Here is a 17,128-nt window from a genome sequence, read left to right as displayed (position 1 = left end):
ACCGAGCCGGGTGCGGGGGGCGTTGTTCTGGCGCTGGTCGGTCAGCTCAGCCGGATCCGGTCACCGGAGTGGTCGAACAGCAGCAGCCGGTCCAGGTCGACCTCGACCGTCACGGAGTCGCCGGGCCGGGCCGATGTCGGCATCGGCACCCGGACCACCAGATCACTGTCGTCGTCGGTGTCCGGCCCGGCCGGGTCCGGCTCGTAGACCGGGTAGAAGCCGTACTCGGTCCGGGCCGTCGCCGGCGGCTGGCGACGGCGCGGCTGCGGAATGATCCGGCCGATCGCCTGGCGCAGGTGCCGGGGCGGCGGGTCCTCGGCCAGTAGCTCAGCCAGGCGTACGTCCGGGTCGGGCAGATCCAGTTGCGACTGCGCCGGGGTGCCGGGCAGCCCACCGGTCGTCACCCGTACCAGAGCCTCGTGGCCCAGGTTCTCGACCGCCCGGACCGTACCGCGCAGGGTCGCGGTGTCCCCCGCCGCGACCAGCCGCACCGCGTCGGCCCGCAACGCCAGCACCACCCGTTCGGTGTGGTGCGCCGCGAGCCCCGCCACCCGGGGGTCGTCCACCGGCAGGTCCAAGGTCTGCGCGCCGAGATCGACGACGATCCGGTCCGGCTCGGCGTACACCGCGCCCTGCAGCAGACTGGTCCGCGGTGTGCCGAGGAACGCGGCGACGAACAGGTTCGCCGGATCGCCGTACACCTGAGCCGGCGGCCCGACCTGCTGCAGCCGGCCTCGGCGCAGCACCGCCAACTGGTCGGCCATGCTCAACGCCTCGGTCTGGTCGTGCGTCACGTAGACGGTGGTGACCCCGTGCCGACGGGCCAGCCCGGTCACGTCCGCCCGTAGCTGCGCCCGCAGCCCGACATCCAGGTTGGACAACGGCTCGTCGAGCAGGAACGCCTTCGGCTCCCGGACGATCGCCCGCGCCATCGCGACCCGCTGCCGCTGCCCGCCGGACAGCACGCTGGGCAGGCGGTGCAGCTGCTCGGCGATGCCCAGCTCGGCGGCGACCGCGCGGATCCGCTGCTCACTGACCGGCCCGTGCCCCATCCGCAGCGGAAAGGCGATGTTCTGCGCGACGGTCAGGTGCGGGTACAGCGCGTAGTCCTGGAAGACCATCGCGACCTGTCGACGCTGCGCCGTCCAGCTGTCGGCGATCTCGCCGTCGATCAGCACGTGCCCGGAGGTCGGCGTCTCCAGCCCGGCCACCAGCCGCAGGATCGTCGACTTGCCGCAGCCGGTCGGGCCGAGCAGCACCATGAACTGGCCCGGCTCGATCGCGAAGCTGACCCCGTCGACGGCCACGGTCCCGTCATCGAAGACCTTCGTCAACCGATCGGCGGCGATGGCGACCACGGCGATCACCTCCAGCCCCTATCGTCGGGGCAGTCAGGCATCGGCGCCAGTCCCTGTCGGCAGACGGACGGGCAGCACCGGCGAACGGTACGTCAGCGCAGCTCCTCCGGCAACCGCAGGTTGTCGCCGAGCAGCCCGCCGCCGACCGGCGGGGTGGCCGGCGTCGCGGCAGCGGCGGGCGGGGTCGGTGTCGACGGTGCCGGCTGCGCCGAGGGTGGCTGCTGGGTGACGCTACGGTCGAGCCAGCCGTCACCGTCGTCGTCGTAGGAGACCTTCTCGAAGTAGCCGTCACCGTCGACGTCGTACGCCGCCGACTCCACCAGGCCGTCGGCGTCGTCGTCGCGGCCGACGAAGTCGACCCGGCCGTCGCCGTCGTGGTCGACGAGGATGTCAACCCCGCCGTCGGCCCGGCCCCGCACCAGATGCTGGTCCCACTCGCCGTCACCGTCGACGTCGACCCAGGTCCGGTAGCCCTCGGGGACCACCGGCTCGACCGGCTCGACCGGTGCCGGCCCGAACCCGGCGGGCTCCACCGGGGCCGCGCCGAACCCGGCAGGCTCCACCGGGGCCGCGCCGAACCCGGCGGAGGGCACCGCCGGTGCCGGGCCGAGACCGCTGACCGCCGGACCCGCCCCGCCGAACCCGCTCGCCGGTGGTTGTGCCCCGCCGAGCCCGCTCACCGCCGACCCGATGTCACCGAAGCCGTCCAGCATGCCGGTGAGCGGGCTGAACAGGCCGAAGGCGCTGGACTGGTTGGCCCGGGTCTCCACCGCCGCCGGCGCGCCGGGCGCGGCGTCGCCGGCCTGGGTCGCCAGCAGCTCCCGCTCGTCGGCGGTCAGCTGGTAGCCGGCGAGCGCGCCGGCCGGGTCGGCGGCGAGCCGGGACGCGAATCCGGGATCGGTGAGCAGCCGTTCGAGCACGGTGTCGAAGTCACTCATCGCCAGGCCCCCTCGTCGATGTCACCTCAGGGTAGTCCGACCCGACAATCGGTGACGACCGCACGGCTACCGGCGCCGCGCGCGCCCGTGGTCAGTCCAGCTCCGGCATGGGTACGGGCTGCGGCCGGGGCCGGCAGGTGCCGCACTGCAACGCGTCCTCCACCACCAGGCCCTCCGCCCGACCCCGGCGTTCGGAGCGGTGCACCTCCAGCAGGTACGGGCCGAAGCGGGCATGGTCCTCACACACGCCACGACCACAGAACCGGCAGCCACCCCGCGCCGGCTTCGGGCAGAACCAACACAGCACCTGTTATCTCCACTCAGCTGACGTTCGTCGAAGCCGCAGTCGCCGAGCAGCCGGCGACTCTGACAGTCGATTGCAGGGTCCCGCTACGACCGGCCGAGTCGGTCGCCACCGCACGGACCGTGAGCAGTCCACCCTGATTCGGTTTGCCGGAATACGGCACCGGGCCGACCGCACCGTAGTAGATCGCACCGTCGGGGCCCATCCGGGAGCTGCCCTCGGCAAAACCCGACCAGAACAGCATGACGCTGACACCCGGTGAGTCGTCGAACACCCGCACGGCGGCATCGGCCACTGGCGAATTCGGCCCCCCGCACGGGCCTCCGTCGATCTCTTGCCCGATCTCCCCACCCGGCTGATTGACCCAGGCGATCTCAAGTGGTGGCGGTGGCGTGGTCGGCGGCGGCGACGAGGGCGGTGGGCTGGACGGCGGCGGGCTGGTGGACGGCGGCGCCGATGTCGGCGGCGAGCTGCTCGGCGGTCCCGTGCTGGGCACCGGAGCCGGCGTCGACGGGCGGGGCGTCGGGCTGGCCGGCGTCAGGCCGGGCACCGGAAGCTGGCTGACCGTCGGGCTCGGTGCCGGGGTCGGCACCGGCTGGCTGGTGGCGGAGAGGTCCGGCGACGGGCTCTGCACCGTCGGCGCCTCCGGTGTCGTGCTGCCACCGGGCACCGGGGCGCTCGGTGTACCGCCGGGTGGGGCGATCGGGGAACCGTCGCCGCAGCCCAGTTCCTCACCGGTGGCCCGCTGCCGGACGCCGTCGCGGCGGACCTCGCCGGTCGAGGTGCGGACCGTGCCGGCGTTGACCGCGAACCACGCCTCGCCCCGGTTGGCCACGATCGTGCCGCCGCTGTCGATGGTCAGCGCCAACGGCCGGAAGGCCCCGGAGGTGCTGGCGGTGTCCGCCAGGATCCGGCCCCGGTCCAGGGTGAGTTCGCCGCTGGGCGCGACCGGTCGGGTCCCGCTGCTGACCAACGTACCGATCTGCGCCTGCGACCCGGCGCACAGCACGCTGGCCGCGCCGCCCCGGAAGACCAGTTCCCCGGTGGACCGCGCCTCGACCTCGACGCGGTCGCCGGCGGCGACGTACGCGGCCGCCCCGTCGCGCAACGTGACGACCCGACCGGTCGCGGTGTGCACCTCGACGGTGCCCCGCTCGGCGCTCAGCAACGCCCGGTCGGCCGGCATCTCCGCCCATGCCGGGCCAGGGACCAGGTTGCCGCCGGTGATCAGCAACGCGAACAGCAGCAGGAGCAGGACCAGCCACCAGAGGCGGCGCTCGAACCGACGGTCGATCCGGTCGTCGACGGTGGCCGGCGGCGGCCCCGGCGGGGCGGCCAGTGGCGGGTAGTCGGCCGGCGGGTGGGCGCCGCTGGCCGGCGCGCCGCCCCGGACCGCCGCCGCGCCGTTGGCCGCCACCTCGTCCGGCGCGGCGCCGAGCAGCAGCGGCAGCCCGGCGACCGCCGGCAGCTGCCACAGCCGCGCCGGTGTGCGGGTCGTCGCGACCACGTCCGGTGGTTCGGCGCCGACCGGGCCGATCATCGTGCCGCGCCGCAGCTCGGTGCCGTCCATCAGGGCGATCACGCCCGATTCGAGGACCACCGCGTCGTACGGGCCGGACAGCCGCACCGGCGCGCCGGGCGGCAGCGACACCGGCCGGGCCCGGGACACCAGGCCGAGCCGGTCCTCCAGGGTCAGGTCGGCCAGCGCGGGTGTCTCGGCGAGCAGCGACTCGGCGGCGGCCCGGTCGGCCGGCGGCGGCCCCGGCAGCGGGCCGACGACGGTGGCGACCGCCGCCGACGGCACCGCGAGCAGCGTGGTGCCGGCGGTGTGCCAGGTGAGCGTGGCAGGGGTGCCGGTCAGCGCGCCGGCGAGGCCGACCAGCCCACCGGGGCCGAGTCGTTGCCGTACGGTGCCGGCCGGGTCGCCCGGCGCGCGGCCCTCCACCGCGCCGTCGACGACGACGAAGACGGCGGGCTGGGCGGCGCCGGCGACGACCAGTTGCTCACCGGTGCGGGGATGCACCCAGCGGGCCTGCGCGGCCAGCCGGTTCAACGCGCTCGGTGACAGGGTCCGCAGCGCGCTGGTGCGCAGCGCGTCCAGCCGACGCGGCAGGTCCGCTGCCTGCCGTCGCTGCGCGAGTGCGCGCCGCACCCGCCGCCCGAGCCGGGCCAGCCCGCCGAACGCCAGGTAGACCAACGGGGCGGCCAGCCCGGCGAGCACCGCCGCCAGCAGCATCCGGGCCGGCCAACCGGAGCGCCACAGCCCGAGGACCAGGCCGGCGACCCGGTCGGTCCAGATCCGCCAGAACAGGTTGACCGCGATGACCAGCCAGAGCACGGCGAGCATGCCGTACAGGGCGACCAGTCGACCTTCCCGGTCCAGCGCCGCCCAGCGCGGGCCACGGCGGCGCAGCCGGCCGGTGACGTACGCCAGACCTCGGGCCCGCAGGTTGGGGATCTCCAACCAGTCCATCAGCAGGTAGTAGCCGTCGAGGGCGAGGAACGGGTTGAGGTTGAACAGCGCGTTGAGGTACCAGGCGAAGGCGAGTTTGAACGTCCACGGCGCGGCGGCGGGGAACAGAACTCCGACGAGTCCGGCGACGCCGGCCAGGACGAGCCCGGCGGCCGGGCCGGCGGCGGTGGTGATCAGCCGGGACCGGCGGCCGGCCATCCACACGTCGGTGGTGTCGACGAAGACCGACGGGATGCCGAAGTAGATCAGGAAACCGGCGGCCGGCACCCGCCGGCCGGCGTGCTTGGTGGCCAGCGCGTGGCCGAGTTCGTGGCAGGCGAGGGCGACGACGTTGAGCCCGAGCAGCACCGCCGCACCGGCCGCGTACGAGCCGTTGGTGAGGAACACCGCCTGCTCGCCGCGCCACCAGGTCCAGCAGAAGGCGAGGAAGCCGACGAGCGCGACGACCGCGAGCACGCTCGCGGCGACGCGGGTGAACAGGAACCGGCCGCCGCCCCGGTAGAGGGCTCCGATCAGCGGGTCGACGTCGGCCAGCACGGTACGCCGGCCCCGCGCGACGGCCAGCAGGGTCCGGCCCAGCCGCAGCGGCCAGGGGCGGCGGTGCACCCGGTCCAGCGGGCGGAACGCGTCCAGCGGCAGCTCGGCGAGCATCCGGTTGCCGGCGAGGTCGGCGACGACCCGGGTGACCTGGTCGGGGGCGAGCCGGCCGGCGATACGGGCGAACTCGGCGACCAGGCGGGCCACCGTGCGGGTGCCGTCCATCAGCTGGGCCAACTGCCACTCGTGCGGGGTCAGCCGCAGGTAGCAGGCACCGCCGCCGCCGTCGGGCGAGCGGAGCATCACGTACGGCATGCCCCGGACCGAGACGAGTTCGACGTACTCGATGCCGGTGCGCAGCACGGGCCTGGCGCGGGCCGGGTTGAGCCGTTCGACGACGGCGGCCCACAGGCCGGCGTCGGCGGGGGCCACCGGCTGGCCCGGTGCCCGACCGGCCAGGGCCTCCCACACGCTCATCCGGGTCTCGACGACCGTCACTGCCTGCTCCTCCGCGGGTCTTCGCGGCTGCAGGCTAGTCCGCCCGGCCGACCATGCGCGACTACTGGACCGCTGTGGGACAGCATGTCCTGCAGAAAAAGTCTCGTCGATCGACTACGCGGGGTCAGCCACTCATCCTTTCGGTCAATGCCCGCGCGCGGAACATCTGCACCCGCCTGGCCGTCCGCACCACATAGGATCGCAGTAGAGTGGGCATCCGGAGACTCACCGTGACAGTGACCAGGGATCCGGTGTCGACCGGCGCGACGTCCAGCACGAACCGGACCGACACCCGGGCCGGGCTGCGAACCTCCATCACCAGCTGACGGCCCGGTTCGGTGACGGTCTGCCGTACGTGAAGAATGTTGTCGTAACGCAGTGGACCGACGATGCGGAACCGTTCCACCGCGACGAAGCGCAGGACCGCGCGCCCGGCGTCGTCGGTCTCGGCCGTGATGTCGCGGACCGCGACGATCAGCGGGGACAGCCCGATGTGGTTGGTCGGCTCGGCCAGGTGGGCGTGGACCCGGTCGGCTGCCGCCGCGACCACGAACCGGTCGGTGAAGGTCTCGGTACGCATGGCCACCAGATGGTAGTCAGCGTTCGGGCAGCGGGTCGCCCGGCCGGACCAGACGGTGCTGGTACGCGAAGACCACCAGTTGCGCCCGGTCCCGCGCGTTCAACTTGGTCATCGTCCGGTTGATGTGGGTCTTGACCGTCAGCGGCGACAGGTAGAGCCGCTCGGCGATGTCGTGGTTCGACAGACCGTGCGCGACCAGCAGCAGGACCTCCCGCTCCCGCTCGGTGACCAGGGCAAGCTCCGGAGGGTGCCGCACCGACGGCCCGATGTGGTGCAGCAGCCGACTGACCAGGCCCCGGGTGGCCCGGGGCGACAGCAGTGCCTCCCCGGCGGCGACCACCCGGACGGCGTCGACCAGGTCGGCGGGCGCGACGTTCTTGCCCAGGAAGCCGCTCGCCCCGGCCTGGAGCGCGTAGATGACGTTGTCGTCGTCGTCGAACGTGGTCAGCACCAGCACCCGCACCCCGGCGAGACGCTCGTCGGCGCCGATGCGGCGGGTCGCCTCGATCCCGTCCAGGTGCGGCATCCGGATGTCCATCAGGACGACGTCGACCCGACTGCGGTGGCACAGCTCGACGGCGGCCATCCCGTCGGCGGCTTCGCCGACGACCTCCAGGTCGGGTGCGGAGTCGATGATCATCTTGAAACCGGCGCGGATGAGGGCCTGATCGTCAGCGAGGAGAACCCGGATGGTCACGTGACATTCTCTCCACGGCGGCTGTCCGCGACAGCGGCCGGACCGGCGGACACCTCGGCGGCCGGACCGGCGGACACCTCGGCGGCCGGACCGACGGCCACCTCGGCGGCCGGACCGACGGCCACCCCGGCCGGGTCGACCGGCGGGTGGAGGCGGTCGACCGCCCGGTCGTCGGTGGGCAGTTCGGCGTACACCCGGAACCCGCCACCGGCGACGGGTCCGGTCGTGATCGTGCCGTGCGCGGCGGCGGCCCGCTCCCGCATGCCGATCAGCCCGAACCCGGAACCGGGCCGACGGCTGCCGGACCACACGACCCGGTTGACCACCTCGATGCGCACCGTGTCGGCCGTGTACTCCACGTCCAGACTGGCGCTGCCGTCGCCGTGCCGATGGGCATTGGTCAGGGCCTCCTGCACGATCCGGTACGCGGCCAGGCTCACCACCGCCGGCAACGGCCGGGGCGTGCCGTACTGCCGGTGGTGTACCGCGAATCCCACCGAGGCCAGGCCGGCCAGCAGGTCCGGCAGTCTGTCGACCCCCGGCGCCGGCTCGGCGCTACGGGTCTCGTCCGGGTCGCGCAGCACGCTGATCACCGACTTGAGCTCCGTCAACACCGTGTCGGCGGCGCTCCGGATGTGCCCCAGCACCGGCCACACCCGCTCCGGATCGTCGCGCAACGCGTGGCCGGCGGCACCGGCGTGGACGCTGATCACCGCGATGTGGTGGGCGACGACGTCGTGCAGCTCGCGGGCGATGCGCAGCCGCTCGTCCATCACCCGGCGGCGGGCCTCCTCCTCGCGGGTCGCCTCCGCCTGCCGGGCCCGCTCGGTCACCTCGGCGATGTACGCCCGGCGCATCCGGACCGCGTCGCCGGCCGCGGCGCCGCCGAAGACGATCGCGAACGTCGTGAACTGCTCGGTGTTCCACCAGCCGGTGCCATACACCACCGTGCCGGTGACCATCAACGCGCCCCAGACCAGGCCGGCGTGGAACCAGGGCCGGCGGCGTTCGCCGTACAGGGCCGTGGAGTAGGCCAGGACGCCGGCGACGATGAACATCCCGTCCGGCGGCCGGCCCAGCGCGGTGGTCAGCATGAACACGGCCGTGCCGGCCAGCAGCACCGGTACGGGGCGCCAGCGGCGCAGCAGGATCAGGACGGCACACGCCACCGCCAGCAGCGCCGTCCCGATGTGCACCGGGGTGGTGCCCAGCCGCAGGACGACCCCGACCCCGAACGCGGCCAGCACCACGTCGCCCAGCGGGCCCCGGTATCGGTCGAGGTACCGGGCTGCTCGCTGTCGGCCGCGTGCGTACACGGTCCGACAGTAGGTCGGCGCGACCGCGCGCCTCGACCTGTTCCCGCAGTACCGGACGTCGTGCGAGATACCGCGTTCGCGGTACGCGGTCGCCTGCGCGCACACGACGACGCGCACCGCAGGTGCCGGCGATGGTGTAGCCGCACCGAATCTCCCGACCCACGGAGGACCTTCATGGCATCGCTTCTCTACCGCCTCGGCCATGCCTCGTTCCGGCGACGGTGGCTGACCCTGGCCGGCTGGACACTCGTGCTGACCCTGCTCGGCGTCGGCGCGGCCAACCTGTCCGGGCCCACCAGTGACGAGGTGTCGATCCCCGGGACGGAGTCGTGGCGGGCGATGGAGGTGCTCGCCGAGGAGTTCGACACCGGCCTGACCGGCACCTCGACGAAGGTGGTGTTCACCGCCCCCGAGGGTGCCACGATGGCCGATCCGGCCCAGGTCGCCGCCGTCTCCGGCGTGGTCGACGCGCTGCGGTCGGCACCCCAGGTCGCGGCGGTCGACGATCCCTACACGGCCGGGGCCGTCTCGCCCGACGGGACGACCGCCTACGCCACCGTCACCTACCCGGTGCCCGCCACCGAGGTGACCGCCGAATCCCGGGAGGCGTTGCGCGACGCTGGAGACACCGCACGCGACGCCGGCCTCGGCGTCGAATACTCCGGTGACGTCGTCGCGGAGACCGAATCCTCCGAAGCCGCCGAGGTCATCGGTCTGGTCGTGGCCGCCTTGGTCCTGCTGATCACCTTCGGCTCGCTGCGGGCCGCCGGCCTGCCCCTGCTGACCGCGGTCATCGGGGTGGCCACGGGTCTGCTCGGCATCAGCATCGCCACCGGTTTCACCGAGTTGTCGTCGAACGTCTCCGCGCTGGCCACCATGCTCGGTCTGGCCGTCGGCATCGACTACGCGCTGTTCATCGTGACCCGCTACCGGCAGGAACTCACCGCCGGCCGCGACGGTGCGGACGCCGCCGGCCGGGCCGTGGGGACCGCCGGATCCGCCGTCGTCTTCGCCGGGCTCACCGTCGTCATCGCCCTGGCCGCGCTCACCGTGGTCGGCGTCCCGTTCCTGGCCGCCATGGGCGTCGCCGCCGCCGGCACCGTCACCGTGGCCGTCGTCGTCAGCCTGTCGCTGGTGCCGGCCCTGCTCGGCGTCGCCGGCCGCAAGGTCCTGCCCCGGTCCCGGCGCACCGTCGCCGCCACACCGGCCGATGTCACCGACGCGGCGGCAGCTGACGCGGCCGACGGTGGGTGGCGCCCCGCCCGGACGCCGTTCGGGCAGCGCTGGGCCCGAGGCGTGGTCCGGTACCGCGTACCGGTGCTGATCGGGTCGGTCGCCGTCGCCGCCGTCATCTCGGTCCCCGCGCTCGACCTGCGGATGACCTTGCCCAGCGACGGTGCCGCCCCGCCGGAGTCCACCCAGCGCAAGGCGTACGACCAGCTCGCCGGGGCGTTCGGCGCCGGCATCAACGGCCCGCTGCTCATCGTGGTCGAGGCCGATGCCGGTACGGCCGCAGCCGCCGGTGAGCAGGCCCGTCGCCTCGCCGCCGACCTGCCGGACGTGGTGCTGGCCACGGCACCCACCGTCAACCCCGCCGGGGACGTCGCCACCGTCACGGTCGTCCCCCGCACCGGGCCCACCAGCGCGCAGACCAGAGAACTCGTCGAGGAGATCCGCGCGGGTCGGGACGGATTCAGCGCGGCCACCGGCGGCGCGACCCTGGCCGTCACCGGCTGGTCCGCGATCGACGTCGACGTGACGAAGAAGATCAACGATGCGCTGCTGCGCTACCTGGCGGTCGTGGTGGGCTGTGCGCTCCTGCTGCTGATGGTGGTGTTCCGCAGCATCGTGGTGCCGATCAAGGCGACGGCGGGTTTCCTGCTGTCGGTCGCGGCCGCGTTCGGCGCCCTGGTCTTCACGTTCCAACAGGGCAATCTCGCCGGCCTGCTGGGCATCGAGTCACCCGGCCCGATCGTCAGCTTCGCCCCGATCTTCCTGGTCGGAATCCTGTTCGGCCTGGCCATGGACTACGAGGTCTTCCTGGTCACCCGGATCCGAGAGGAGTTCGTCCACGGCGGCACCCCGGACGGGGCGATCGTCTCCGGGATGGCGCACAGCGTCCGCGTCGTCACCGCCGCGGCGCTGATCATGGCGGCGGTCTTCGCCGGCTTCGTCCTCGCCGACGACATCGTCATCGCCTCGGTCGGCTTCGCCCTCGCGTTCGGCATCGTCGTCGACGCCTTCCTGGTCCGGATGACGATCGGGCCGGCGGTGATGTCCCTGCTCGGCAGGTCCGTGTGGTGGCTGCCGGGATGGCTCGACCGGCTGCTGCCCGACGTCGACGTCGAGGGTGCCCGGCTCGCCCGGCGACTCGCCACGGCCGCACCCGAGCCGGCCAGCCGTCTGCTGACCACCACCGACGCCTGAGAGCGGCCGACGACCGTACCGGGAGACGAACCGGCGGGTGGCGTGACCAACCCCCTTGGTCACACCACCCGCCGCTTCTTTTCTGGGGAGGCAAGTTCGATGTCGTCGGTGCCCCGCGCCGGGGCCGGTGTCGCCGCGCCGGCGCGGGTCACCGCCCGAGAGGTGTCAGGGCGCCTCGGCCAGGGTCGCCGTCACGGTCTGCTCCGCGCCGTCGCGCCGGTAGGTGATCTCGACCTGGTCGCCGACCGCGCCGGCCTGCACCGCCGAGACCAGGTCGTCGGCGTCGTTGACGGGCGTGTCACCGACCCGGGTGACGATGTCGCCCTGGGCGATGCCGGCGCGGTCCGCCGGGCTGCCCTCCTCGACCGCCGCGATCATCGCGCCGCCGCCGTCGGCGACGGTCACGTTCACCCCGAGGTACGGGTGGCTGACCTCTTCGCCGGCCATCAGTGCCTCGGCGACGTCCTTGGCCTTGTTGCTGGGGATCGCGAAACCGACCCCGATGTTGCCCTCGCCCTGACCGGAGGTGGCGATCGCGGTGTTGATGCCGATCACCTCGCCGTTGGTGTTGACCAGCGCGCCGCCGGAGTTGCCCGGGTTGATCGGGGCGTCGGTCTGCAGCAGGCCGGACATCGAGGTGACCTGCCCGCCGCCACCGCCGAACGGGTTCTGCTGCTGGCTGCCGCCGACCTGGATGGTGCGGTCCTGTGCGCTGATGATGCCGGCGGTCACCGAACCCTGCAGCCCGAGCGGGCTGCCCAGGGCGAGCACCGTGTCGCCGACCCGCATGCTGCTGCTGTCGCCGAACGTCGCCGGGGACAGCCCGTCGGTCTCCTCGACCTGGATCACCGCCAGGTCGGTCCGCGCGTCGGTGCCGATCACCCGGCCCTGCGTGGAGCTGCCGTCGGCGAAGTAGACCTCGACCGCCCCACCCTGGGCGGACTCGACCACGTGGTTGTTGGTGAGGATGAAACCCTCGGTGTTCAGCACCACGCCCGAGCCTTCGCCCGATCCGGTGGAGATCGACACGACGCTGTCCTGGACCGCGTCGGCGATCTCGGCGAGCGACGACCGGTCGACCACCGGTGCCGCTTCGCCGTTGCCGCTGGTGCGGACCGTCGGCGACGACGAACTACCGTCGAAGGCCACGACCGCTGCCCCACCGACGACGCCGGAGCCGAGCATCAGCGCGAGGACGACCGCCGCGCCGGCGACGATCCGGCCGATCCGGCGGGGTCGGCGGCCGTCGGCGGCGGCCTGCGCGGCCGCGCCGGGCGGTGGTGTCCAGATGGTGTGCCCTGCCTGTCCGTAGCCGTGGCCGGCGTACGGGTGGCTCTGGCTCCACTGCTGCCCGTAGGAGACCTGGGCGTACCCGGGGGCGTAGGGTCCGGCGGCCGGCGGTTGGCCGGCCGACGGCGTCGCCTGCCCGGTGGCCGGCGGCGGTACGGTGGCCGGCGGCGCGGTGACCGGGTGGTCGGCGGCGTCGGCCGCCTGCTGGTTGGCTGCCGGCGCTGGGCCGGTCGGCTGGCCGGCGGTTGGCTGAGCCGCCGGGCCGGCGGCGGCCGGCTGGGACTGCTGGCCGGCGTACGGCTGGTTGGTGGGCGTCCAGTCGCTGGACTGCCGCTCGGCGGCACCCGCTGCGGCACCGGCGGTAGCGCCGGCGGCGGTGCTACCGGGCTGCCCGGCGGCGGGGGCCTGCCAGGGGCTGGCCGGCGGTTGAGCCTTGTCCGACGGCTCCGCCGGCGGCGTGGTCTCGTGCTCGCTCATGAGTTCAGCTTGCCCCTCGGCTCTTTGCCCCACCTGTTTTCCCGCTGAGGCTTTGCTGAGAGTCAGGATTCGTCATCGTCGATCAGTCCTCCGGTCGCCAACGGTAGCCGTACCCGGAAGGTGGCACCCTCGCCCGGGGTGCTCTCCACCTCGACGGTGCCGGAATGCGCGGCCACCAGGGCGGCCACGATCGCCAGCCCGAGGCCGGTGCCGGACGGCCGCTCCGCGCTGCGGGTCCGGGCGGCGTCGGCCCGGTAGAACCGCTCGAACACCCGCTCGGACTGCTCCGGGGTGAGCCCGGGACCGTCGTCGGCCACCTCGACGGTGGCGAAGCCGGGCTCCTCGGCCCGCAGCCGCAGGGTGACCGTGGCGTCGGCCGGGGTGTGGTTGATCGCGTTGGCCATCAGGTTGCCGATCACCTGCCGCAGCCGGGCGTCGTCACCGAAGACCACCAGCGTGCCGGCGCCCGGCCCGATGTCGAGCTCGACCCGGCGCTGCGGGTCCACCACCCGTGCGGCCTGGACGGCGTCGCTGGCCAGCACGGACAGCTCGACCGGGGCCAGGTCGAGTGGCCGCTCCCGGTCCAGCCGGGCCAGCAGCAGCAGATCCTCGACCAGCAGTCCCATCCGGGCCGCCTCGTCCTCGATCCGACGGACCAGCCGGGCCGCGTCCTGCGGCGAGGCGGCGGCCGCGCCCTGCCGGTACAGCTCGGCGAAGCCGCGGATGGTGGTCAGCGGGGTCCGCAGCTCGTGCGAGGCGTCGGCGACGAACTGCCGCATCCGTTCCTCCGAGCGGCGCGCCCGGGCCTCGGAGTACTGCGCGGCCACCGCCGCCTCCCGCGCGGCCGACTCGGCCATCCGGGCCGCCCACTCGGAGTTGGCCCGCGCGGTGAACGCCGCCTCGATCTGGGTCAGCATGGCGTTGAGGGTGCGCGACAGCCGACCCAGCTCGGTCTGCGGCACCTGCGCGCCCGGCTCCGGGTCGGGTACCCGCCGGGTCAGGTCCCCGGCCGCGATCGCCGACGCGGTCTGCTCGATCTCCACCAACGGTTTCAGATTGGTCCGCACGATCGCCGCGCCGGCCAGCGCCAGCAGGACCAGCACCCCGCACCCGACCATGGTGTCGATCCAGACCAGCCGACCGACGGCCTTGTCCACGTCGGCCAGCGACTGCCCGATCGCGATGACCTGACCGGTGGGCAGCGACGCGTACAGCATCCGCCACCGGGGCGAGCCGTCGCGGGCGTGGGTGGTGAACGGCTCCCCCCGCAACTGTTCGAAGCCGGCCAGCTCGGCGGGCCAGCGCGGCAGATCACTGTGGTCCAGCCGGTCGATGTCGTACCACGGACTGCTGGCCAGCCCGTTGCTGTCGGTCACGATGACCAGGTAGTCGCTCGGCGGCTGGACCTCGAGCGTCTCCGGCTGCTGCCAGTACGGCAGATCCTGCACGTTGCCAATCTTGGTGCGCAGGTCCGTCACGTAGTCGCGCAGCTCCGCGTCGATCTGGTCGATGAGGTGGCTGCGCAGGAAGACCGCGGTGCTGACGCTGATCACCAGCAGGGCCGTGAAGACCAGGCTGAGCACGGCCGCGACCAGCTTGACCCGCAGCGGTACGCCGCGCAGCCAGCCCATCATCGGCGGCGGCGGTTTCACGCCGCCGGTTTACGCAGGACGTAGCCGACGCCGCGCAGCGTGTGGATCAGCCGTGGCTGGGTGTTGTCGACCTTGCGGCGCAGATAGGAGATGTAGGACTCGACGATGTTGTCGTCGCCCCGGAAGTCGTAGTTCCACACGTGGTCGAGGATCTGCGCCTTGGACAGCACCCGGTTGGCGTTGAGCATCAGGTACCGCAGCAGCTTGAACTCGGTCGGCGACAGCTGCACCCGGTTGCCGGCCCGGTGCACCTCGTGGGTCTCCTCGTCGAGCTCCAGGTCGGCGAAGGTCAGCCGGGACGTCGCCTGGTTGCCGCTGCTGGTGCGCCGCAGCACCGCCCGGATCCGGGCGGTCAGCTCCTCCAACGAGAACGGCTTGGTGACGTAGTCGTCGCCGCCCAGGGTCAGCCCACGGATCTTGTCGTCGGTGGCGTCGCGGGCGGTGAGGAAGACCACCGGGGTCCGCGTACCGGCCTCACGCATCATCCGGATGACCTCGAAGCCGTCGAGGTCGGGCAGCATCACGTCGAGCACCACCAGGTCGGGCCGGCGCTCGCGGGCGGCGTTGAGCGCCGCGCTGCCGCTGGTCGCCGTGGTGACGTCGAACCCGGCGAACCGCAGACTGGCGGAGAGCAGCTCGAGGATGTTCGGGTCGTCCTCGACGACGAGCAGTTTCGCCTCGGTCTGCGGTGCGCTCATGAGCGCATCATCCCCGACCGGCCTGGATCTGGCCTGCAGGACGGCTGACAATCAGCTGTGAACCAGCTCGGCGCCGCGCCACGCCGGCCAGGTCCGAGCTCCGTCAGCCGGCCAGGTCCGAGCTCCGTCAGCCGGCCAGGTCCAGGGCCGCGCGGTCCGGTCGGCCGACGCGGTCGGACAACCGGGCAAGGGTACGCCGGTGCGGTGCCCGCTGCGGCGGCACCGGCGCGGCCACGTCGACGGTGACAGCCAGGCCGCGCAGCCCCAGCACCCGCCGGACCGACGGCCACAGCGCCTCGTCGCCGATGAACGCCGCCACGCTGGTCGGCACCGGGTCGTCGGCGGCCGGCCCGGCCGCACCGACCAGGTGGTACGTCAACCCGACCGGCACCACCGGCACCCCCGCGTCGAGTGCCGCCTGGAACAGCGCCGGCCGGAACGGCATCGGCGACGCCGTACCGGCGCTGCACCGGCCGCCGGTCGCGGGCCGGCCGGTGATCGACGCCAGGCCGGTGGTCCCGCAGGTCGTGGTGGCCTGCGGGAAGACCGCGACCTGCCCGCCGGAGCGCAGCACGGCACCAACGGCGGCGACGGTGTCCGGCAGCGTCCGGGGGCGCTCCCGGTCGATGAACAGGGTCCCGCCGGCGCGGGCCAGTGCGCCGATGACCGGCCACCGCCGGACCTCGACCTTGGCCAGCATCCGGGCCGGGGACACCGCGAGGATGGCCAGGGTGTCCAACCAGGAGACGTGGTTGACGGCCAGCAACGCCGCCGTACGGGGCCGGCTGCCGACCAGCCGCAGCCGGACGCCGAGCGCCCGCAGCAGGCCCCGGGCCCACCAGTTGCCGACGGCCGGCCGCCACCGCCGGGGCGACACCGGCAGCCACAGCAGCAGGGCACCGCCGACGGCGAGCATGGCGAGGACCCCTGCCAGCCGGGCGGCCCGCAACGACATCCCGGCGGCGGGTACGGATTGCGGCGGCGGCAGGCAGCCGTGGCCGCACCCGGAGCGGGGCCGCCAGAACGTACCCGGGCCGGTCACCGTGACTCCAGGAAGTGCCGAAGGTAGCGGGGGTCCATCCGGTCCAGCGACAGCAGCACGTACAGGTCGGCGACGCCGAACGCCGGGTCGTAGGCCGGTTCGCCGCAGACCCAGGCCCCCAGACGCAGGTAGCCGCGCAGCAGCGGCGGCATGACGGTACGGGGTCCCCGGGCCGGTGCCGGGGGCAGCGCCGCCGCGACGCCGGCCGGGCCCGTCACCCGTACCGCCGTGGGTTCGGCTTCGGCGAGCCAGGGTCGACGCGGCCGTACCCGCAGCAACGGCGGGCTGAGATGGGTGCCGCGGACCTCCCGCCAGACGGCGTGCGCGGCCAGGCCGCCGTCGGCCAGCGGCACCGAGGCGCAGCCACCCAGCCAGCGCAGGTTGCGCGACCGCAGGTAACGGGCGATCCCGGACCAGATCAGGTTGATCACGGCGCCGCCCCGGTGATCGGGGTGTACGCAGGATCGACCGGCCTCGACCAGATGGTCGTCGAGCAGCCGCAGCGGTCGGGTGTCGAACTCGGCGTCGGCGTAGCGGCGGCCGAGCCGCCGGGCCCGGTCCGGCGGCAACAGCCGGTACGTGCCGACCACCGCCCCGGTACGGGTGTGCCGCACGACGAGGTGGTCACAGTGGTCGTCGAACTCGTCGACGTCACGGTCGGGGTGCGTGCCGACCGACCCGGCACCGAACTCGGCGGTGAACACCTGGTGCCGCAGTCGTTGCGCGGCGGCGACCTGTTCGGCGTCCTCGGCGAGGGAAACGGTGTATTCGCTGGTGGCGACGGGTGCGGTGGCAGTCGACAACAGTGCCATGAGATCTGTGTAAGGGGTGCCGGAACCGA

The 17,128-nt window shown here is 73.6% G+C and carries 13 protein-coding genes; 1 reads left to right on the top strand and 12 read right to left on the bottom strand.

Translation table 11 applies throughout. The features are described 5' to 3' along the window. Window positions 1–41: 41 nt before the first annotated feature. The 7 genes from O7623_RS27420 to O7623_RS27390 all read right to left on the bottom strand — a co-directional run bounded on the left by O7623_RS27420 (window position 42) and on the right by O7623_RS27390 (window position 8,701). Entirely contained in the window at window positions 42–1,367 is a 1,326-nt protein-coding gene (locus O7623_RS27420; protein ID WP_282225829.1) for an ABC transporter ATP-binding protein, read from the bottom strand. A gap of 83 nt (window positions 1,368–1,450) precedes the next feature. Continuing rightward, window positions 1,451–2,296 (bottom strand): Os1348 family NHLP clan protein, encoded by an 846-nt coding sequence (locus tag O7623_RS27415; RefSeq protein WP_282225828.1) that lies wholly within the window; start codon window positions 2,294–2,296, stop codon window positions 1,451–1,453. A 91-nt stretch (window positions 2,297–2,387) separates the two neighbouring features. Next, window positions 2,388–2,543, bottom strand: a complete 156-nt coding sequence (locus O7623_RS27410; RefSeq protein ID WP_233606460.1) for a hypothetical protein — start codon at window positions 2,541–2,543, stop codon at window positions 2,388–2,390. Window positions 2,544–2,616: 73 nt separating this feature from the next. Further along, window positions 2,617–6,108 (bottom strand): cyclic nucleotide-binding protein, encoded by a 3,492-nt coding sequence (locus O7623_RS27405; protein ID WP_282225827.1) that lies wholly within the window; start codon window positions 6,106–6,108, stop codon window positions 2,617–2,619. A gap of 124 nt (window positions 6,109–6,232) precedes the next feature. Next, window positions 6,233–6,688 carry an SRPBCC family protein gene (locus O7623_RS27400; RefSeq protein WP_282225826.1) on the bottom strand — a complete coding sequence of 152 codons (456 nt, stop codon included), beginning with the start codon at window positions 6,686–6,688 and terminating at the stop codon, window positions 6,233–6,235. A gap of 16 nt (window positions 6,689–6,704) precedes the next feature. After that, window positions 6,705–7,385 carry a response regulator transcription factor gene (locus O7623_RS27395; protein ID WP_282225825.1) on the bottom strand — a complete coding sequence of 227 codons (681 nt, stop codon included), beginning with the start codon at window positions 7,383–7,385 and terminating at the stop codon, window positions 6,705–6,707. Continuing rightward, window positions 7,382–8,701, bottom strand: coding sequence for a sensor histidine kinase (locus O7623_RS27390; protein ID WP_282225824.1), 1,320 nt, complete (start codon window positions 8,699–8,701; stop codon window positions 7,382–7,384). Before O7623_RS27390 ends, O7623_RS27395 begins: the two co-directional genes overlap by 4 nt. A 174-nt stretch (window positions 8,702–8,875) precedes the next feature. Between O7623_RS27390 and O7623_RS27385 the strand changes: the two genes are divergently transcribed. Then, window positions 8,876–11,128, top strand: a complete 2,253-nt coding sequence (locus tag O7623_RS27385) for an MMPL family transporter (protein WP_282225823.1) — start codon at window positions 8,876–8,878, stop codon at window positions 11,126–11,128. A gap of 165 nt (window positions 11,129–11,293) precedes the next feature. Here O7623_RS27385 and O7623_RS27380 read toward each other — a convergent pair whose 3' ends face one another. From O7623_RS27380 to O7623_RS27360, 5 genes are all read right to left on the bottom strand, one after another. Beyond that, on the bottom strand, window positions 11,294–12,895 hold the full coding sequence (locus O7623_RS27380; protein ID WP_282225822.1) for a trypsin-like peptidase domain-containing protein: 1,602 nt from the start codon (window positions 12,893–12,895) through the stop codon (window positions 11,294–11,296). A gap of 62 nt (window positions 12,896–12,957) precedes the next feature. Continuing rightward, on the bottom strand, window positions 12,958–14,529 hold the full coding sequence (locus O7623_RS27375) for an ATP-binding protein (RefSeq protein WP_282229606.1): 1,572 nt from the start codon (window positions 14,527–14,529) through the stop codon (window positions 12,958–12,960). A 14-nt stretch (window positions 14,530–14,543) separates the two neighbouring features. Then, window positions 14,544–15,245: a response regulator transcription factor gene (locus tag O7623_RS27370; RefSeq protein WP_282225821.1), complete on the bottom strand. Its 702-nt coding sequence runs from the start codon at window positions 15,243–15,245 to the stop codon at window positions 14,544–14,546. A 127-nt stretch (window positions 15,246–15,372) separates the two neighbouring features. After that, window positions 15,373–16,287: a lysophospholipid acyltransferase family protein gene (locus O7623_RS27365; protein WP_282225820.1), complete on the bottom strand. Its 915-nt coding sequence runs from the start codon at window positions 16,285–16,287 to the stop codon at window positions 15,373–15,375. Continuing rightward, a complete protein-coding gene (locus O7623_RS27360) occupies window positions 16,284–17,090 on the bottom strand; it encodes a GNAT family N-acyltransferase (RefSeq protein WP_282229605.1) in 807 nt (268 codons plus the stop codon). The genes O7623_RS27365 and O7623_RS27360 overlap by 4 nt, the downstream gene beginning before the upstream one ends. Window positions 17,091–17,128: the final 38 nt, after the last annotated feature.

The organism is Solwaraspora sp. WMMD791 (assembly GCF_029581195.1).
Lineage (GTDB): Bacteria > Actinomycetota > Actinomycetes > Mycobacteriales > Micromonosporaceae > Micromonospora_E.
The sequence above is the reverse complement of the archived record's forward strand: the minus strand, read 5'-3'. Positions and strand labels throughout refer to the sequence as shown.